Genomic DNA, 16,086 nt, shown 5'->3' with positions numbered 1-16,086 from the left:
CGCAACGCGGATGCCAGCGCAAACAGAAGCAAACCACCCAGCGTCGCAGACACAAAAAAAATTACACCACAGATCCCCAAACCCCGCTGCCGCGCTGCCAGCGCATCACTCCGAGTACTTCCCAAGCTCAATCTTGGCAATAGCATTCCGATGCACCTCATCGGGCCCATCAGCAAACCGCAACCACCGCGCGGTGGTATAGGCATAAGCCAGAGGAAAATCATCACACATCCCAGCCGCGCCATGCGCCTGAATGGCCCAGTCAATCACCTGACACGCCATGTTGGGCGCAACAACCTTGATCATCGCGATCTCACCTCGCGCGCCCTTATTCCCGACGGTATCCATCATGTAAGCCGTCTTCAACGTCAGCAACCGGGCCTGCTCGATCAGACACCGCGCCTCGGCAATCCGCTCCTGCGTAACAGTCTGCGCCGCAATCGGCTTGCCAAACGCCACACGCTGCAGCGTGCGCCTGCACATCAACTCAAGAGCCCGCTCAGCAAGCCCAATCAACCGCATGCAATGATGAATGCGCCCCGGCCCGAGCCGCCCCTGCGCAATCTCAAACCCGCGCCCTTCGCCAAGCAACATATTCACGGCAGGCACGCGCACGTTATCCAGCGTAATCTCCATATGCCCGTGCGGCGCATCGTCATAACCGAACACGCTCAACGGACGATGCACCGTGATCCCCGTCGCGTCGGCGGGCACGAGAATCATCGATTGCTGCGCGTGACGCGGCGCATCCGGGTCCGTCTTGCCCATCACGATGAAGAGCTTGCAGCGCGGATCGCCCGCACCCGACGACCACCACTTGTGCCCATTGATCACATACGCGTCGCCGTCGCGCACGATGCTCGTCTGAATATTGGTCGCATCCGATGACGCCACCTCCGGCTCGGTCATCAGAAACGCCGAACGGATCTGGCCTTGCAGCAGCGGCTCCAGCCATTCGCGCCGGTTTTCTTCATTGCCGTAGCGCTCGATCGTCTCCATGTTGCCGGTGTCGGGCGCATTGCAGTTGAACACCTCGGGCGACCACGGCACACGGCCCATGATCTCGCACAGCGGCGCGTATTCGAGGTTCGTCAGACCCGCGCCGCGCTCGGAATCGGGCAGAAACAGGTTCCATAAGCCGGCATCGCGCGCCTGCTGCTTCAGCGCCTCGATCAGTTCCGTCGGCACCCACGCGTTGCCCGCCTGGCGGTTGCGCGCGACTTCGGCGGCATAGGCCTGTTCGTTCGGATAGATGTGCTCGTCGAAGAATGCGAGCAGCTTGTCGCGCAATGCCTGAACCTTCGGGGTGTAGTCGAAATTCATCTTGCCCTCGTGGATGTCGTTGAATCCGGTCTACAGATTGAGTACGTGGCAGCGCCGGCAGCTCAGTTAGCGCACTTTACTCAGCGCACCTTCTGCGCGTAGCGCCACGCGAGTTCGGCCATCGGTCTGGCGCGCCGTCCTGCGTCAGCGGCCTGTTCGCTCGCTGCCGTGCCGTCGACCACGCGCTTCATGATTCCCTGCAAGATCGCCGCGATGCGGAACATGTTGTACGCGAGGTAGAAGTTCCAGTCGTCGGAAATCGTCAGGCCAGTGCGCTCGCAATAGCGTTGCACGTACCGTGCCTCGTCGGGAATGCCGAGCTCGGCCCAGTCGAGTCCGGCGATGCCGCGAAACTGCGCGGGATCGACATGCCACGCCATGCAGTGATACGCGAAGTCGGCGAGGGGATCGCCTAGCGTCGACAGTTCCCAATCGAGCACGGCCAGCACGCGCGGTTCGTGCGGATGAAAGATCAGATTGTCGACCCGGTAATCGCCGTGCACGACGGACGCGCGCTCGCCCGTCTCGGCGGGCATATGCTTCGGCAGCCATTCGATCAGGCGATGCATCGCGTCGATCGGTTCGGTTTCCGACGCCTGATACTGCTTGCTCCATCGGCCGATCTGCCGCGCGAAGTAGTTGCCGGGCTTGCCATAATCCGCAAGTCCAACCTTGTCGACATCGACGCCATGCAACGCGGCGATCACGCGATTCATCTCGTCATAGATCGCGCCGCGTTGCGCAGGCGTCATGCCGGGCAGCGACGGGTCCCACAGCACGCGGCCCTGAACGAACTCCATCACGTAGAACGCGCGGCCGATCACGCTTTCGTCCTCGCACAGCGCGAGCATCTTCGCGACGGGGACGTCGGTGTCGCGCAGCGCATGCATCACGCGATACTCACGCTCGATCGCATGCGCGGACGGCAGCAGTTTCGCGGACGGGCCGGGCTTCGCGCGCATCACATAAGCACGCGTCGGCGTAATCAGCTTGAAGGTCGGATTCGACTGGCCGCCCGCGAACTGTTCGAGCGTCAGAGGCCCAGCGAAGCCTTCGACATGTTGCGCGAGCCACGCGGAGAGGGCGTCGATGTCGATGTGCTGCCGTTCGCTGACGGGCCGCGTGCCTTCAAAAGCGGAGTAGTCAGTAGGTGTCGCGTCTTGCGGCATGTCTCCTCCGTTGGATGATCGAATGATCGATCTGCTAGCTGCGCCTGCTTTGAATAAATTGCGCGTAAAGCATTTCCATCGATGTGTTGCGCACGTCACGATGCAGCGGCGACGGTGGCGAATGATTGATCATCCTCACCACCCAGTCGCGCGACGCGGCGCCGACGTCGAGCGCATTGACGCAGCCCGTCGCCTGCGCGAGATGGCCGAAGAACGTGCGGCCGCCTGCCGTGATCGCATGCGACAGGATCGCGCGATTGACGCCGCCATGCAGCACGAGCAGCGCGACGTCCCACGATGCGTCAGCGCGCAGCGCGGCTAGCGCCGGCAGCACGCGGTCGAACAGTTCGCCAATCGTCTCGCCGCCGAGAAACTGCACGTCCTCGGCAACGATGCCGTCGAACGCGCCGATGAATGCCGCTTCGAGATCGAAGGCGGGAATCGAGCCTGGTTTTCCGCCGCGTATTTCTTCCCAAGCGGGCTCGACGTCGATCGCAGTCTGGTTGCCCATTTGCGCGAGCACGCGCTGTGCCGTCTCGACTGTGCGCGGCAAACCGCTGGCGATCACGCGATCAAAGCGCACGTTCTGTTCGGCGAACGCGCGGCCCGCGGCATCGGCCTGCGCGCGGCCGTTTTCGTTGAGCGGCACGCGCTCCGGGTCGATCGTGCTGCCCGACGCATCGAAGTACGTGACGTCGCCGTGCCGCATCAGATAGATGCGGCGGCGCTTCGGCAACTGATAGCGTGACCCGGTCGGTGTGCTCATTTGTAGTTGGGCGCACGCTTTTCGAGGAACGCAGTGATGCCTTCGAGCCCTTCGCGATGATGCAGCGACGCGACGAAGCTGTCGCGCTCGGCAACGAGATGCTCGGGCAGCGACTGCGCGCCCGCTGCCGCGATCAGGCCTTTGATGCGTGCCTTCGCGTTCGGCGACACCTTGCCGAGATCGTCGGCCCACGCGATCGCCGTATCGCGCGCGGCGCCCGCTTTCACGAGCCGGTTGACGACGCCGAGGTCATACAGACGCTGCGCGCCTATCGGCTTGCCTTCGATCAGCACTTCCGTCGCGGCCTGACGCGGCAACGCGCGCGCGAGGAACCATGAGCCACCGCCATCCGGCGTGAGGCCGACGCGCGCGTATGACATCACGAACTTCGCGTCGTCGGCGGCGACGATCAGGTCGCACGCGAGCGCAAGCGAAAAGCCTGCGCCTGCTGCCGCGCCTTCGACGGCCGCGATCACCGGTTTCGACGACGCCTGCAACGCGGCGATCCATTCGCCGAGCAGGTCGATGCTTTGCGCCTGCACGGACGGATCTTTCGCGCGATTTTCGAGCAGACGGTTCAGGTTGCCGCCCGCGCAGAAGAAGTTGTCCGCGCCCGTGATAACGACCGCGCCGATCGACGCATCGCGCTCGGCCGTGTCGATCGCTTCGATGCCGGCGGCGTACATGTCGGGGTGCATCGCGTTGCGCGCGCCCGGGTTTGACAGGGTCAGCACGAGCGTCGATTCGCTTTCGGCTGGGCGGGAGGCGAGCAGTTCGGCGGCCATTACGCTTGCTCCTTTGCGTTGTCGTGATCGGCGGCGTCGGCTTGCGTGAGCGACATGCCGAGTTGCGCGCGGCGCGCGAGCCACGGCGACGGACGGTAGCGTGGATCGCTGAGCACACTGAACATGTTGCGCAGAATCGTCAGGATGGTTTGCGCGCCGAGCGCATCGCCGAGTGCGAGTGGCCCGCGCGGATAGCCGAGGCCGAGCGTCACGGCGAGATCGATGTCCTGCGGCGACGCAATCTGACGCTGCGCGATATCGCAACCAATGTTGACGATCGTCGCCACCACCCGTTGCGCGACGAATCCGGTGGAATCGCGGATCACCGTGACGGGCACGCCGTCGTGCGCGAAGAGGGCGTGCGCGGAATCGCGCGCGGCGCGTGTGGTCGCGGGCGTGGTCATCAGCGTGCGGCGTTTTGCGTCGAGGAGCGGGAACAGCGTATCGATGGCGATGACGCGGGTCGCGTCGAGGTTTTCATCGACAGCGGCCGTCGTCGCGTCGAAGCCGAGCGGCGTCACGACGATCAGCGAATCGGCGGCCGGCGTCGCGCCTTCGTCCACGGCGACGCCGGTCTTCGCGATCAACGCGAGCACGGCGTCGCGCGCAGCAGGCACGCGCGCGCTGATCCAGACGCGCTTCGGCAGTTCGGTCGGCGCGGGTGCTTCCGCAGGCGCCTGCTGCTTGCCGTCGACATACACATAGAAGCCTTCGCCCGCCTTGCGTCCGATCAGCCCGCCCGCGAGGCGTGTGCCCGTGATCGGCGACGGCGTGAAGCGCGGCTCCTCATAGAACTGGTGATAGATCGATTCCATGACGGGATGCGACACATCGAGCGCGGTCAGATCGAGCAGTTCGAACGGCCCGAGGCGGAAGCCCGCCTGCTCGCGCATGATGCGGTCGACCTCGACGAAGCTCGCGACGCCTTCGTCCGCGACGCGCAAACCTTCCGTATTCATGCCGCGTCCCGCGTGATTGACGACGAAGCCGGGCATATCCTTCGCGCGCACGGGCGTGTGGCCCACGCGGCGCGCGAGATCCATCAGCGCGTCGCCGGCGGCTGGATCGCTGCGCAGGCCGTCGATCACTTCGACGACTTTCATCAGCGGCACCGGGTTGAAGAAGTGATAGCCGACTACGCGCGATGGATCGGCGCACGCGGCCGCAATCGCCGTGATCGACAGCGACGACGTATTCGACGCGAGAATGCAGCGCTCGCTGACGATGCCTTCGAGTTCCTTGAAAAGCGCGCGCTTCACGTCGAGCTTTTCGACAATCGCTTCGACGACGAGGTCGCAGTCCTTGAGTTCGTCGATCGCAGTCGCGCCCGTCACGTTCGCGAGCGCGGCGAGCGAGCGCGAGTTGTCGAGCTTGCCTTTGGCGACCAGCTTCGAGAAGGTGTCGGACAGGTAATCGCGCGCTGCGCCGATAGCATCGGCATTCGTGTCGTAAAGCCTGACCTTGAGGCCCGCGAGCGCGGCGATCTGCGCAATGCCGCGTCCCATCGCGCCCGTGCCGACGATGCCGACGGTCTCGATGCTGGTCTGGCGAGAGGTGTTCGGTGACATGATGTGACTCACTCCATGATTATTCTAAAATAGTACGTTCGTTTCAATTCGTCGTGTGTGCGTGCATGCGCGTGAGCCGTGACGAATCGCAAGCGACTTTCGACAACCATCCGCAGGGAGACACCGGATGATCAAGCTGCACGGTTTTGCGCTGTCCAACTATTACAACAAAGTGAAGTTTGCGCTGCTCGAATTCGGCATTCCGTTCGAGGAAGTGTGCGTTCCGTTCAGCCAGGACGAGGCGATGCTCGAACACTCGCCGCTCGGCAAGGTGCCGTACATCGTCACGGAGCATGGCAGCCTGTGCGAGTCGCAGGCGATCATCGAATATCTGGCCGCGGCTTTTCCCGAGAAGGCAATGTTCTCGCGTGATCCGTGGGAAGCGGCGAAGGAGCGCGAGCTGATCACGTTCGTCGACGTTCATCTCGAACTGACGGCGCGCAATCTGTACAAGCAGGCGTTCTTCGGCGGCACGATCACCGATGCCACGAAAGAGCGCACCGAGAAACTGCTGATCCATCACATCCGCGGCTTCAGGCGGCTTGCGAAGTTCATGCCGTATCTGCGTGGCGAGCAGTTCAGCATCGCGGACGTGGCGGGCTTCGTGAGCCTGCCGCTCGTCGGCATGGCGACGCAGGCGGTTTACGGGCGCGATTTTCTGCTCGATGTCGGCATCGACTGGAAGCCGTACGTGAAGGCGATCAATGCACGCCCGGCCGCGCAGCGCGTGACGGACGACCGCAAGGCCTACATGGAGGCGCAAAAGAAGAAGTGAGGGCGTGGCTTGTCCGTGTGCCGGATCGGCGCCGCGTTGCCGCGCGCGCGATGACGAAGAACCTGGGTTCGTTCGCAGCATCGCGCGCCATCTCAGAGACGCGCCAGCCGTTCGAGCGCGGTGGCGAGTGTGTCTTCTTTCTTCGCGAAGCAGAAGCGCACCACGCCCGATTCATGCGACTCGTGATAGAACGCCGACACGGGAATGGCGGCCACGCCGATTTCGCTCGTTAACCATTGCGCGAATTCGGCTTCGGGCATGTCGCTGATGGCCGAATAGTCGACGCACTGGAAATACGTGCCCGTACACGGCAACAGCTTGAAGCGCGATTGCGCGAGACCGGCGCGGAAGAAGTCGCGCTTCTTCTGATAGAAGGCGGGCAGGTTCAGATACGGCGCCGGGTCCTGCATGTAGTGTGCGAGGCCGAGCTGCATCGGCGTGTTGACGGTGAATATGTTGAACTGGTGGACCTTGCGGAATTCCGCCATCAGCGCGGCGGGCGCGGCCACGTAGCCGACCTTCCAGCCCGTCACGTGATACGTCTTGCCGAAGCTCGATACGACGAAGCTGCGCTGCGCGAGTTCCGGGTAGCGCGCCACGCTTTCGTGCGGCGCGCCGTCGTAGACCATGTGCTCGTACACCTCGTCGGACAGGATCAGCACATTCGTGCCGCGCACGATCTCCTCTAGCTTCTTCATGTCGTCCGCGCGCCAGACGGTGCCCGTCGGGTTGTGCGGCGTGTTGATCAGGATCATGCGCGTTTTCGGCGTGATCGCAGCGGCGAGCTTGTCGAACGGGATTGCGTAGTCGGGCGCTTCGAGCGTGACGAACACGGGCTTGCCGCCCGCCAGTTCGATCGACGGCAAATAGCTGTCGTACGTCGGCTCGACGACGATCACTTCATCGCCCGGATGGACCGCGCACAGGATCGCCGTCAGAAGCGCCTGCGTGGCGCCTGCCGTCACCGTGATTTCGGTCGTGGCGTCGTAGCGGCGTCCGTACAGGCTTGAGATCTTCTCGGAGATCGCCTGGCGCAGCGGCGCGACGCCTGCCATCGGCGGGTACTGGTTGTGGCCTTCGCGCATCGCGTTGGCCACGGCATCGACGATACGCGGATCGCAATCGAAATCCGGAAAACCCTGGCCGAGATTGACCGCGTTCTTTTCTGCAGCGAGCGCGCTCATCACGGTGAAGATCGTCGTGCCGACGTTCGGCAGACGGGACGGGAACGATGGGGGCATGGTGGTCATAGGCGTGGTCGTCAGATCGTGCGGTGCGTTCATGTCGCGGTCCGGATGCGGTCGTGGTCGTTGATGCCGTTGTGGTCAGGCGTGAAGCTCGATTGTAGGGAAAATCCGCGCGGCGGTTAGCTATGCCGCCCGGTAGCGCGTCGCGTCCCGTCTGCGGACTGCGCGGGCGCGCGTCAGGCCTCGACGGGCGCTTCGGCCGTCAGCGCACATTCGGCGACGAACGGCGCGGGCTGCGCGATCCGAAAACCGAAATCGCGCGCGATCCGTTTCGCGAGCTTCAGCACAGCGCGATCTTTCGAGACGAGCCAGTCCGCCTGCATCGCATAGGCGAGTTCGAGAAACTTCTGATCGTCGCGGTCCTTGCATTTGGGCAGCGCGGGCACGTTTTCGGCGGGCGCGGGCGGCTCGACCAGTGTCGATAGCCGCGCGAGCGTCGCGAGCGCGGCGGTTTTGTCGACGGCGCGCTTGACGAACTGCGGATAGTCGAGCACGTATGTCAGTTCGGCGAGGCAGCGCGCGTCGATCAGCGCGCGCAGCGCACCGTTTTCTAGCGCGGCGAGAATGGGGCGCGTGTGCGGATCGTCGAACACGAGAATATCGATCCACACGTTCGAATCGAGCACGACGGCGGGCGCCGCCGCGTTTCTTGCGGCAGGCGCGTTCTGTTCAGGCAAGGCAGGGGTTTCGGGCATTCGTTACAATCTGGCTTTCGTTCTTTGACCGCCAGGCACGGCGTGCCTGAAAGCCTCTATGATAATCGTTCTGTCGCCGGCCAAATCGCTCGACTACGACACCCCGCCGCACGTCAAGAAGCACACGATCCCCGATTTCGTCGATGACGCCGCCGAACTGATCGGCGATCTGCGCCGCTTGTCGCCGCAAGACATCGCGTCGCTAATGGACATTTCCGATCAGCTCGCGCATCTGAATTTCCAGCGTTACGCCGACTGGTCGCCGAAATTCGACACGTCCAATGCGAAGCAAGCCGTGCTTGCGTTCAACGGCGACGTGTACGAAGGCTTCGACGCGAAGTCGCTGTCCGCATCCGATCTCGACTATGCGCAGCAGCACGTGCGCGTACTGTCGGGCCTCTACGGCCTGCTGCGTCCGCTCGATCTGTTGCAACCGTATCGGCTCGAGATGGGCACGCGCTTCGAGAACCGGCGCGGCAAGGATCTGTACGCGTTCTGGGGCGAGCGCATCACGCAGGCGCTCAACCGCCAACTGGAAAAGAAGCAGGACGGCTCGCGCGTGCTGATCAACTGCGCGTCGACGGAATATTTCAAGTCGGTCAAGCCGAAGAAGCTCGCCGCGCCCGTCATCACGCCCGTGTTCGAGGACTGGAAGGGCGGGCGCTACAAGATCATCAGTTTTCACGCGAAACGCGCGCGCGGTCTGATGGCGCGCTATCTGGTGGAGAATCGCTTCGAAACGCCGGAGCAACTCAAGGATTTCGACGCTGAAGGCTACGCATTCGACACCGATGCTTCGAACGATTCCACCTACGTCTTTCGCCGGCGCATCGCGGACTGACGCCGCGCCGAACCAGCAGGAATACCAACATGACGCTATCCATTACGAGCAATTTCGACGCAGGCGCGATCGAAGTCCTGTCCTGTGCGCAGGCCGACAACATCCGCTTGCGCGTGCGTCCGGACAGCCACGCCGACTTTGCGCAGTGGTTCTATTTCCGCCTGTCGGGCGCGCGCGGCGAGCGCTGCGTGATGACGTTCGAGAACGCCGCCGACTGCGCCTTCGCCGACGGCTGGCGCAACTATCAGGCGTGCGCGAGCTATGACCGCGTGAACTGGTTTCGCGTGCCGACCTCGTACGACGGCCGCGTGCTCACCATCGATCACACGCCCGATTTCGACCGCATCTATTACGCCTACTTCGAGCCGTATAGCGAAGAGCGCCACTCGGAATTTCTCGGCGCAGTTCAACAGATGCCGCATGCGGCGCTGACGGAACTGGGCAAGACGGTCGAAGGCCGGCCGATGTCGCTGCTCACGCTCGGCGCGCCGACCTTGCTCGAAGACGGCACGCTGAAGCCGAAGAAGATCATCTGGATCATCGCGCGCCAGCATCCAGGCGAGACGATGGCCGAGTGGTTCGTCGAAGGTCTCGTGAAGCGACTCGCGGGTTGGGGCGACTGGTCGGGCGATCCCGTCGCGCGCAAGCTCTTCGATTACGCCGACTTCTACATCGTGCCGAACATGAACCCGGACGGCAGCGTGCACGGCAATCTGCGCACGAATGCGGCCGGCGCGAACCTGAATCGCGAATGGATGGAACCGGACGCCGCGCGCAGCCCCGAAGTGCTGCTCGTGCGTGACGCGATTCATGCGACGGGCTGTGATCTGTTCTTCGACATTCACGGTGACGAAGCGCTGCCGTATGTGTTCGTCGCGGGCTCGGAGATGCTGCCGAGTTTCACCGAACGCCAACGCCAGGAGCAGACGGCGTTCATCGAGAACTTCAAGCGCGCGAGTCCCGATTTCCAGGACAAGTACGGTTATGAAGCGAGCAAGTATCGGCAGGATGCGCTCAAGCTCGCGTCGAAGTACATCGGCAACGAGTTCGGTTGCCTGTCGCTGACGCTGGAGATGCCGTTCAAGGACAACGCCAATCTGCCCGACGAACGGGTGGGCTGGAACGGCGAGCGCAGCGCGTCGCTCGGCGCGTCGATGCTGCAGGCGATTCTCTGGCATATGGAGACGTTTGCCTGACGCGCTGTATCGATGAATAGCAAAGGTATGTAAAAAAGCGAGGCCACGCGTGATGCGTGGCCTCGCTTTTTGTTGCTCGCGTGGTGCGCCTGATCCGATGTTCAGATCAGGCGCAGGCGCGACGTCAATGTGTCTTCTTCGTGGTCGACTTTTTCGCACCCGTTTTAGCGTTCGTCTTCGCGGCGCTGCTCTTGGCCGTCACGGCCTTGCCTGACGATTTGCCCGACTTCTTGTTCCCCGACTTGTTCGTCGTGCCTTTCGACTTGCCCGAGTTCTTCTTCGAACCCTTGCCGCTAACGGCGTGCTTGCCCTTAGCCGTGGTCGAGCCCGACGACGCCGTACTTCGCGAGCGCAATGGCGGCACGGGGTCATTCCAGCTGAACGCGAGCATCTGCGCGCCGACATAGCCGCAGCGGAACTTGAGCTGCGCCGGGTCGCCGCCGCCTTGCGGAACGCCCAGGCCTTCGACGGTCACGACACTGTCGACCTTGACCTTCTGCTTGCCTTCGTCGAACGAATCGTTCCACGGCGTGACGGCTGCATGCGCGCTATCGAAAGAGCTGGGCGGAAACTCGACGTGATCGAAAGCCGTCGATGTGCTCGCGACGAAGTCGCCATGCGCGGCGCAATCCGCGACGAGCGGATCGGCGTGCATATCGTTGATGAATTTGCTGACGAGGTCGTTGTGCTGCCCGAGTTGATCGGCGAAGGCAGGCAGCGAGCATGCGAGCGACGCGCTCGCAATCCACACCGCCAACCGGCCGACCAACCGCGGCAATCGGCGCGGTGCGTTGGTGCGATCCATCTATCTATGATCAATGCTGTGAAGACGTCAGGCACATAAGATGCCCGTCTGCAGGAAGGAGTTCAATCCTGGCACAAATATTTTGTCGTGTCGTGGTGAGGAGGCTCAACGAGCGATAGATAGGCGGATGCTGCATGCACGAGCGAACGCGCCGGACAGGCGCATTCATCTCGATGCCGTTGCAGTGCAATTGCGGGATCAGATCAGGTGCGCGGGCCACCGAGGCGATAGCGGCGCACATCATAAGTCGTGACCCATGCGGGACGATAGACAGCGATCAATGCCGTCGACATACCCGTGAACCACGATTCACCCGACGCAAGCAGGAACACGCTAAACGCATAGCCGGCCGGGATCACGGACATCGAACCGTCGGCGAGCGCGATATGCGTTGCCAACGCAACGGCCGATGCCACCGTAACCGCGATGGCGGGCGACACGAAGCCCTGGCCGAAGATGAACATGAAGAGATTGCGCGGCAGCCACGCGACGCATGCGCGTTGCAGGAGCGTCGACACGCCGACGGGCACTGCGCCGAACACGAGGAAGGTGAGTGCGATGCCTTGCCACGGCGCGTCGAAGACGACGGCGGCAAGCCCTGTCACGATGGCCATCGCAATGAGCGCAAGCCCCCAGTCGAATAGCGTGACGACGAGCGTTGCACCGAGCAGGTGAATCACCGTGCCATCTTCGAGCCATGCGTTGGTCGCCCACAGCACCGATACGGCGACGATGATGGCGAGCCACACATGCTGGAGCACGGGTTCCTGCAAGCGCTTGAACGGGTTCTTCCAGAGTGCGAGCGCGAGCAAAGCCACAGCGGCGATCCAGCCACCGACAGCGACCCACAACGGAAGCGGTGTGTAGAGGAAACCCATGTCTTCATATTACTCGTTGAATAGCGAAACGTGTGAGCGGATTCCATGCCAGCGATGATTTATGTCTATTCACGGTGGATTCCTTTCGACTTTTACATCGCGCCGTCGTCGCGTTCCGGGCGCTTGCGCCGTGTGTCGTAGGGCGTCGTCGCTTCGGCGGCCATCGGCAGTGCGCCGGCAGTGTCGTTGGCAGGCAACGGATAGCGGAAAGTTCGCGGCTTGCGCTGGCGCAGTGGCGCGACGTTGGACGTCACGCGCGCGGGCCGCTGGATGCGATTGTGTCCGCTGCGCAGCACTTCGAGTTGCGCGGTGAGCCAGCCGTTGTAGATCGCGACGGCGGCGGCGCGGTTCGGTGCGCCCAGTTGCTGGAAGATCGTCGCCAGATGGATTTTCACGGTGCCCTCGCTGATGCCTAACGCGCGAGCAATCATTTTATTCGTACTGCCCATGTGCACGCAGCGCATGATCTGTTCTTGCCGCGGCGAAAGGCCGCCGCCCAGACGTGGCCGCTTTGGCGGCGCGACCAGCTCGAGCGGGCGCGCGTCGTTCAGCGGACGCACCAGCTTGCTGGATGGCGCGGGTGCATCGAACGAAAGGGCGCCTGCAGGGATGTAGTGGACGCCCAGCAAAACCATTTCCAGCGCCCGCACGATCACGCGCGGATCAGTGGAACGTGGAATCACGCCGAGCACGCCTTTCTCGACGAACGCGCGCACATGGGCGGGTGAGATGTCGTCGACCAGCACGGCGACGGGCAGGCCGGGATGGTTGGCGAGCAACGTGCGGGCGTCGAGAGGCGACATCCAGTCCTCCCAGTCGATCAGCAGCAGGTCCGGTTGCAGGCGGCGCAGCGTGCGCTCGACCTGCGGCCAGTCCTGTGCTTCGCCGAACCGTGCCTGCCGGTCGATTTGCCGTAAGAGTGTCTTGAGTCCTTCCCTGCGTTCGGCGTCCGAGTTGAAAACTGAAAATCGCATGCATTGCCTCCTGATCGATCGGTCGTGGCGGCGCGATGCACGCAACGATTTCGTCGTCGCGCAGCGATGCACCATCGTGTCGATGATGACAAATTCCCAGTCGCGTGGCGGCCTGTCCAGTTGGCATAGGACGAGTGCCATGAAAAAAGCCCCGCACGCGGCGGGGCTTGATTCGATGCAGAGAAAACTCTGAAGTGATCAGTGGAAATGTGGCTGAGCGGGCTCGGCATCTTCCGGCATTTCGGCGTGAACGATCTCGCCGAGCGGATCCGCATAAAGTGGCACGCCGCAGTCGTCACAATATTCCGGTTCGAAGCGGCCAGCGTGACGGCGGATATCGGTGATGCCCGTTTCTTTCAGCAGCGCGACGATATCTTCGAGCGGACCTTCGGCCGCCATCGCCTCTTGCGGTTCTTCGTCGATACCCGGGTCGCCGTTCTCGCGGCCGTACAGCGGCCACACGACGCCATAGATCACATCGTTGCTGCCGCGGCGCGTGAAGCCGATCCGGTATTCGTCGATGCGCCGCTCGCCGAAGCCCGCGACCACTGCGCGCAGTTCGTCGGGCGTCGCGCCGATCGTGTCGAACAGATAGCGCACCGCGGTGCGAACGGTGTGCGGGCGTACGCGCTCGTCGGCGTCGCGGCAGGCCGAGTAGTAGGCGTCCGGCAACAGGCATTCGAACTCGCAGCCGGGCAGCACGACGGCCAGATTGGCACCGCCTTGTGTCGCCCATTGCTCGAGGCATTGGCCGCGCTCGATGCGCGAGCCACCTTCTTCTTCCTGCCAGCGGAACACGGGCGCGCCGACGGGCGCTGCGACGACGGCCAGCACGAAACGCGGATCGGCCAGAATGGGCGACGTTTCCGGCAGTTCGCCAAAGTTGATTTTCGCGTTGCCGCCGCCGACGGCCGCCTGCGCCAGTTGCTGCGCGAGCCGCCAGGTTTCGACGTGATGACGCGGCAACTGGTCAATGCTATACATAAAGGGCGCCATCGCGACGCGCGTGTCGGCTGCAAGCACATGTGCCTGCAGATGGGCGCGCAGTGCGTCGGCCGCGTCGCCTTTGAGCGCGCCCGACGGAATGGCGTAGCGCGTCCAGGCCAGCACGGGCGCAGCGATCAGCAACGCTTCGTACTGGACGCCATCGTGCTCGACGATCAGCGACTCGCTATGCGTTTCGGCCATGTCGGCAAGGGCGCCGTAAGCGTCCGGATGATTCTGCTGCAGATGGTCGAGCGCGGCGTCGAGCGTCGTCTGGTTGCCGTTGCGGACTATTTTCGCGAGCAGTGCGTCGAGCTTGGATTCCCAGAAGCGGTCTTCGGTGCGGCTGCCCGACGCGAAGAGCGCGAGCGACAGACCGACCAGCTTGTCGGCATCGGGAGGGAGACGTTTGGCGATTCGCGAGCGCATAAATCCGGAGGTTGTGTGCAGAGAACCATATATTCTAGTCGTTTCTTCGTCGACATATTATCGACACGCACTGCTGGCAGCGATTTGCCCGCAGTGTGGGCTTGTCAATCTGTGAAGGGCTTGCTCGTGGTGGCTGTCCGCCTGTGTCTCTGGTTGCGTTCGCGGCTTTCGCCTGAGCTTTCCTATACTCGTTCTGCAGACGTTTCGATGTCTGAGCGGCCATCGTTCAGATCAGTGTGGGATCGTATCGGGGGTGGTGCATGGTGAAGTCGGACCAACTGATCGAGCGGCTGGCTGCCGTGTTCGCGTTGCTGCTGCTGGTCGGCGGCTCGCTGCTGGTGCTGGCGCCGTTTACGACCGCGCTGCTGTGGGGCGCGATTCTCAGCTACAGCTCGTGGGGCTTGTACTGCAAGCTGTCGCAGACCCTCGGCGGGCGGCGCAAGTGGGCGGCGACGCTGATCGTGCTCATCATTCTGGTCGTCGTGCTGGGCCCCTTCGTGTACGCGGGGTTCGCGCTGGGCGCGCATACCAAGGACATCACCGCTTTCGTGCAGAGGCTGACGGAATCAGGCCTGCCGGATCTGCCCGATTGGGTCGCGCGGATTCCGCTCGTCGGTTCGAGCATCGAATCGTTCTGGGAGCGCGTGACCAGCAGCAATTCCGAGATGGTTGCGCAGCTGCGCGTGCTGGCCGCGCCGGCGGGCAAGTGGGTTCTCGCGGCGGCGCTTGCCGTCACGCATGGGCTGGGATTGCTCGCGCTCAGCATCATTCTCACTTTCTTCTTTTATACCGGCGGCGAGGGCGCGGCGGCATGGCTCAACGCGGGCATGCGGCGCATCGCCGGCGAGCGCGCCGACTATTTGCTGGCGTTGGCGGGCAGCACGGTGAAGGGCGTGGTGTACGGCATCCTCGGGACGGCGCTGGTGCAGGGTGTGCTGGCTGGCTTTGGCTGCTGGATTGCGGGCGTGCCGACGCCGGCGTTGCTAGGCCTCGTTACGTTCTTTCTTTCGGTGATTCCCGGTGGCCCTGTCGTGGTGTGGCTGCCCGCCGCGATCTGGCTGTATCACGGCGGCGAAACTGGATGGGCGATCTTTCTCGTGGTGTGGGGCGTGATAGTGGTAGGCATGTCCGATAACGTCGTCAAGCCTATCCTGATCGGCAAGAGCAGCGACATGCCGCTGATTCTCGTGATGCTCGGCATTCTGGGCGGCGCGTTCGCGTTTGGCTTCCTCGGCGTGTTTATTGGGCCGACGCTTCTCGCCGTGGCTTATACGGTGCTGCATGACTGGACGATCGGTTCGCCCGATGCTCGCGAGCTGGCCGCGAAGGCGGGCGGAAAACCGGCAGATCCTGTGGCGCGAGCGGAGAAGGCGCGGGAGGAATGATTGTTCTAGCCGCTTTCGAGAAAAACTTTGCGTCACACCCTTGTCACGGGGCGCGGGATGGCCTAAGATTCGCGTCCTCGTTGAGCAGCACGGAGTTGGGTGCGACGCAACGGGGTCGCGGCAGAAACGGCGCGGTCGTGAAGTCAGCAGGGTTTTTCAGGCGATGCCCAAAAAAACCGGTTGACGAAACGAAAAAGGTTCTTCATAATCTCGTTTCTCTGCTGCTGACGCAGCAACGTGGTGAAAGCAAGGCGCTTCCCGCGAAT

Annotated in this window: 15 protein-coding genes; 4 read left to right on the top strand and 11 right to left on the bottom strand. The window is 63.1% G+C overall.

What is annotated here, in order from left to right:
* Positions 1 to 105: 105 nt before the first annotated feature.
* The 5 genes from SB822_RS43195 to SB822_RS43175 form a co-directional block, all read right to left on the bottom strand.
* Positions 106 to 1,323 (bottom strand): acyl-CoA dehydrogenase family protein, encoded by a 1,218-nt coding sequence (locus SB822_RS43195; RefSeq protein WP_007588124.1) that lies wholly within the window; start codon positions 1,321 to 1,323, stop codon positions 106 to 108.
* 80 nt (positions 1,324 to 1,403) lie between these two features.
* A complete protein-coding gene (locus SB822_RS43190) occupies positions 1,404 to 2,492 on the bottom strand; it encodes a phosphotransferase (protein WP_410857543.1) in 1,089 nt (362 codons plus the stop codon).
* A 34-nt stretch (positions 2,493 to 2,526) separates the two neighbouring features.
* Complete coding sequence (locus tag SB822_RS43185) at positions 2,527 to 3,258, bottom strand: histidine phosphatase family protein (protein ID WP_410857542.1); 732 nt, start codon at positions 3,256 to 3,258, stop codon at positions 2,527 to 2,529.
* Positions 3,255 to 4,043 carry an oxepin-CoA hydrolase, alternative type gene (locus tag SB822_RS43180; RefSeq protein WP_410857541.1) on the bottom strand — a complete coding sequence of 263 codons (789 nt, stop codon included), beginning with the start codon at positions 4,041 to 4,043 and terminating at the stop codon, positions 3,255 to 3,257. The genes SB822_RS43185 and SB822_RS43180 overlap by 4 nt, the downstream gene beginning before the upstream one ends.
* Positions 4,043 to 5,611, bottom strand: a complete 1,569-nt coding sequence (locus SB822_RS43175) for a 3-hydroxyacyl-CoA dehydrogenase (RefSeq protein WP_410857540.1) — start codon at positions 5,609 to 5,611, stop codon at positions 4,043 to 4,045. The genes SB822_RS43180 and SB822_RS43175 overlap by 1 nt, the downstream gene beginning before the upstream one ends.
* 127 nt (positions 5,612 to 5,738) lie before the next feature.
* Between SB822_RS43175 and SB822_RS43170 the strand changes: the two genes are divergently transcribed.
* Complete coding sequence (locus SB822_RS43170; protein ID WP_410857539.1) at positions 5,739 to 6,386, top strand: glutathione S-transferase family protein; 648 nt, start codon at positions 5,739 to 5,741, stop codon at positions 6,384 to 6,386.
* Positions 6,387 to 6,478: 92 nt separating this feature from the next.
* On the opposite strand, the gene SB822_RS43165 is transcribed toward SB822_RS43170, so the two are convergent.
* Both SB822_RS43165 and SB822_RS43160 read right to left on the bottom strand, forming a co-directional pair.
* Positions 6,479 to 7,669 (bottom strand): pyridoxal phosphate-dependent aminotransferase, encoded by a 1,191-nt coding sequence (locus SB822_RS43165; protein WP_007588116.1) that lies wholly within the window; start codon positions 7,667 to 7,669, stop codon positions 6,479 to 6,481.
* Between the two features lie 140 nt (positions 7,670 to 7,809).
* Positions 7,810 to 8,328 carry a putative toxin-antitoxin system toxin component, PIN family gene (locus SB822_RS43160; RefSeq protein WP_007588114.1) on the bottom strand — a complete coding sequence of 173 codons (519 nt, stop codon included), beginning with the start codon at positions 8,326 to 8,328 and terminating at the stop codon, positions 7,810 to 7,812.
* Between the two features lie 58 nt (positions 8,329 to 8,386).
* Here SB822_RS43160 and yaaA point away from each other — a divergent pair, with 58 nt between their 5' ends.
* Together yaaA and SB822_RS43150 are read left to right on the top strand one after the other, a co-directional pair.
* Positions 8,387 to 9,169 (top strand): peroxide stress protein YaaA, encoded by a 783-nt coding sequence (gene yaaA, locus SB822_RS43155; protein WP_410857538.1) that lies wholly within the window; start codon positions 8,387 to 8,389, stop codon positions 9,167 to 9,169.
* Between the two features lie 29 nt (positions 9,170 to 9,198).
* A complete protein-coding gene (locus SB822_RS43150) occupies positions 9,199 to 10,365 on the top strand; it encodes a M14-type cytosolic carboxypeptidase (protein WP_007588107.1) in 1,167 nt (388 codons plus the stop codon).
* Between the two features lie 124 nt (positions 10,366 to 10,489).
* Here SB822_RS43150 and SB822_RS43145 read toward each other — a convergent pair whose 3' ends face one another.
* The 4 genes from SB822_RS43145 to SB822_RS43130 form a co-directional block, all read right to left on the bottom strand.
* Positions 10,490 to 11,170, bottom strand: coding sequence for a BspC domain-containing protein (locus SB822_RS43145; protein ID WP_007733692.1), 681 nt, complete (start codon positions 11,168 to 11,170; stop codon positions 10,490 to 10,492).
* A gap of 203 nt (positions 11,171 to 11,373) precedes the next feature.
* Entirely contained in the window at positions 11,374 to 12,048 is a 675-nt protein-coding gene (locus SB822_RS43140) for an energy-coupling factor ABC transporter permease (RefSeq protein ID WP_007733694.1), read from the bottom strand.
* 92 nt (positions 12,049 to 12,140) lie between these two features.
* A complete protein-coding gene (locus tag SB822_RS43135; RefSeq protein ID WP_007733697.1) occupies positions 12,141 to 13,022 on the bottom strand; it encodes a DNA-binding response regulator in 882 nt (293 codons plus the stop codon).
* A 198-nt stretch (positions 13,023 to 13,220) separates the two neighbouring features.
* Positions 13,221 to 14,435, bottom strand: coding sequence for a DUF2863 family protein (locus SB822_RS43130; RefSeq protein ID WP_007588103.1), 1,215 nt, complete (start codon positions 14,433 to 14,435; stop codon positions 13,221 to 13,223).
* Between the two features lie 260 nt (positions 14,436 to 14,695).
* On the opposite strand from SB822_RS43130, the gene SB822_RS43125 reads away from it, so the two are divergent.
* Positions 14,696 to 15,820, top strand: a complete 1,125-nt coding sequence (locus SB822_RS43125; protein WP_086915818.1) for an AI-2E family transporter — start codon at positions 14,696 to 14,698, stop codon at positions 15,818 to 15,820.
* Positions 15,821 to 16,086 lie beyond the last annotated feature (266 nt).

This window comes from Paraburkholderia sp. SIMBA_054 (assembly GCF_046534875.1).
Classification (GTDB): Bacteria; Pseudomonadota; Gammaproteobacteria; order Burkholderiales; family Burkholderiaceae; genus Paraburkholderia; species Paraburkholderia hospita.
The sequence above is the reverse complement of the archived record's forward strand: the minus strand, read 5'-3'. Positions and strand labels throughout refer to the sequence as shown.

Bases quoted from the DNA above. Each gene is read 5' to 3' on its own strand.
- SB822_RS43195 (WP_007588124.1), bottom strand. From the start codon at position 1,323: ATGAATTTCGACTACACCCCGAAGGTTCAGGCATTGCGCGACAAGCTG.
- SB822_RS43190 (WP_410857543.1), bottom strand. From the start codon at position 2,492: ATGCCGCAAGACGCGACACCTACTGACTACTCCGCTTTTGAAGGCACG.
- SB822_RS43185 (WP_410857542.1), bottom strand. From the start codon at position 3,258: ATGAGCACACCGACCGGGTCACGCTATCAGTTGCCGAAGCGCCGCCGC.
- SB822_RS43180 (WP_410857541.1), bottom strand. From the start codon at position 4,043: ATGGCCGCCGAACTGCTCGCCTCCCGCCCAGCCGAAAGCGAATCGACG.
- SB822_RS43175 (WP_410857540.1), bottom strand. From the start codon at position 5,611: ATGTCACCGAACACCTCTCGCCAGACCAGCATCGAGACCGTCGGCATC.
- SB822_RS43170 (WP_410857539.1), top strand. From the start codon at position 5,739: ATGATCAAGCTGCACGGTTTTGCGCTGTCCAACTATTACAACAAAGTG.
- SB822_RS43165 (WP_007588116.1), bottom strand. From the start codon at position 7,669: ATGAACGCACCGCACGATCTGACGACCACGCCTATGACCACCATGCCC.
- SB822_RS43160 (WP_007588114.1), bottom strand. From the start codon at position 8,328: ATGCCCGAAACCCCTGCCTTGCCTGAACAGAACGCGCCTGCCGCAAGA.
- yaaA (WP_410857538.1), top strand. From the start codon at position 8,387: ATGATAATCGTTCTGTCGCCGGCCAAATCGCTCGACTACGACACCCCG.
- SB822_RS43150 (WP_007588107.1), top strand. From the start codon at position 9,199: ATGACGCTATCCATTACGAGCAATTTCGACGCAGGCGCGATCGAAGTC.
- SB822_RS43145 (WP_007733692.1), bottom strand. From the start codon at position 11,170: ATGGATCGCACCAACGCACCGCGCCGATTGCCGCGGTTGGTCGGCCGG.
- SB822_RS43140 (WP_007733694.1), bottom strand. From the start codon at position 12,048: ATGGGTTTCCTCTACACACCGCTTCCGTTGTGGGTCGCTGTCGGTGGC.
- SB822_RS43135 (WP_007733697.1), bottom strand. From the start codon at position 13,022: ATGCGATTTTCAGTTTTCAACTCGGACGCCGAACGCAGGGAAGGACTC.
- SB822_RS43130 (WP_007588103.1), bottom strand. From the start codon at position 14,435: ATGCGCTCGCGAATCGCCAAACGTCTCCCTCCCGATGCCGACAAGCTG.
- SB822_RS43125 (WP_086915818.1), top strand. From the start codon at position 14,696: ATGGTGAAGTCGGACCAACTGATCGAGCGGCTGGCTGCCGTGTTCGCG.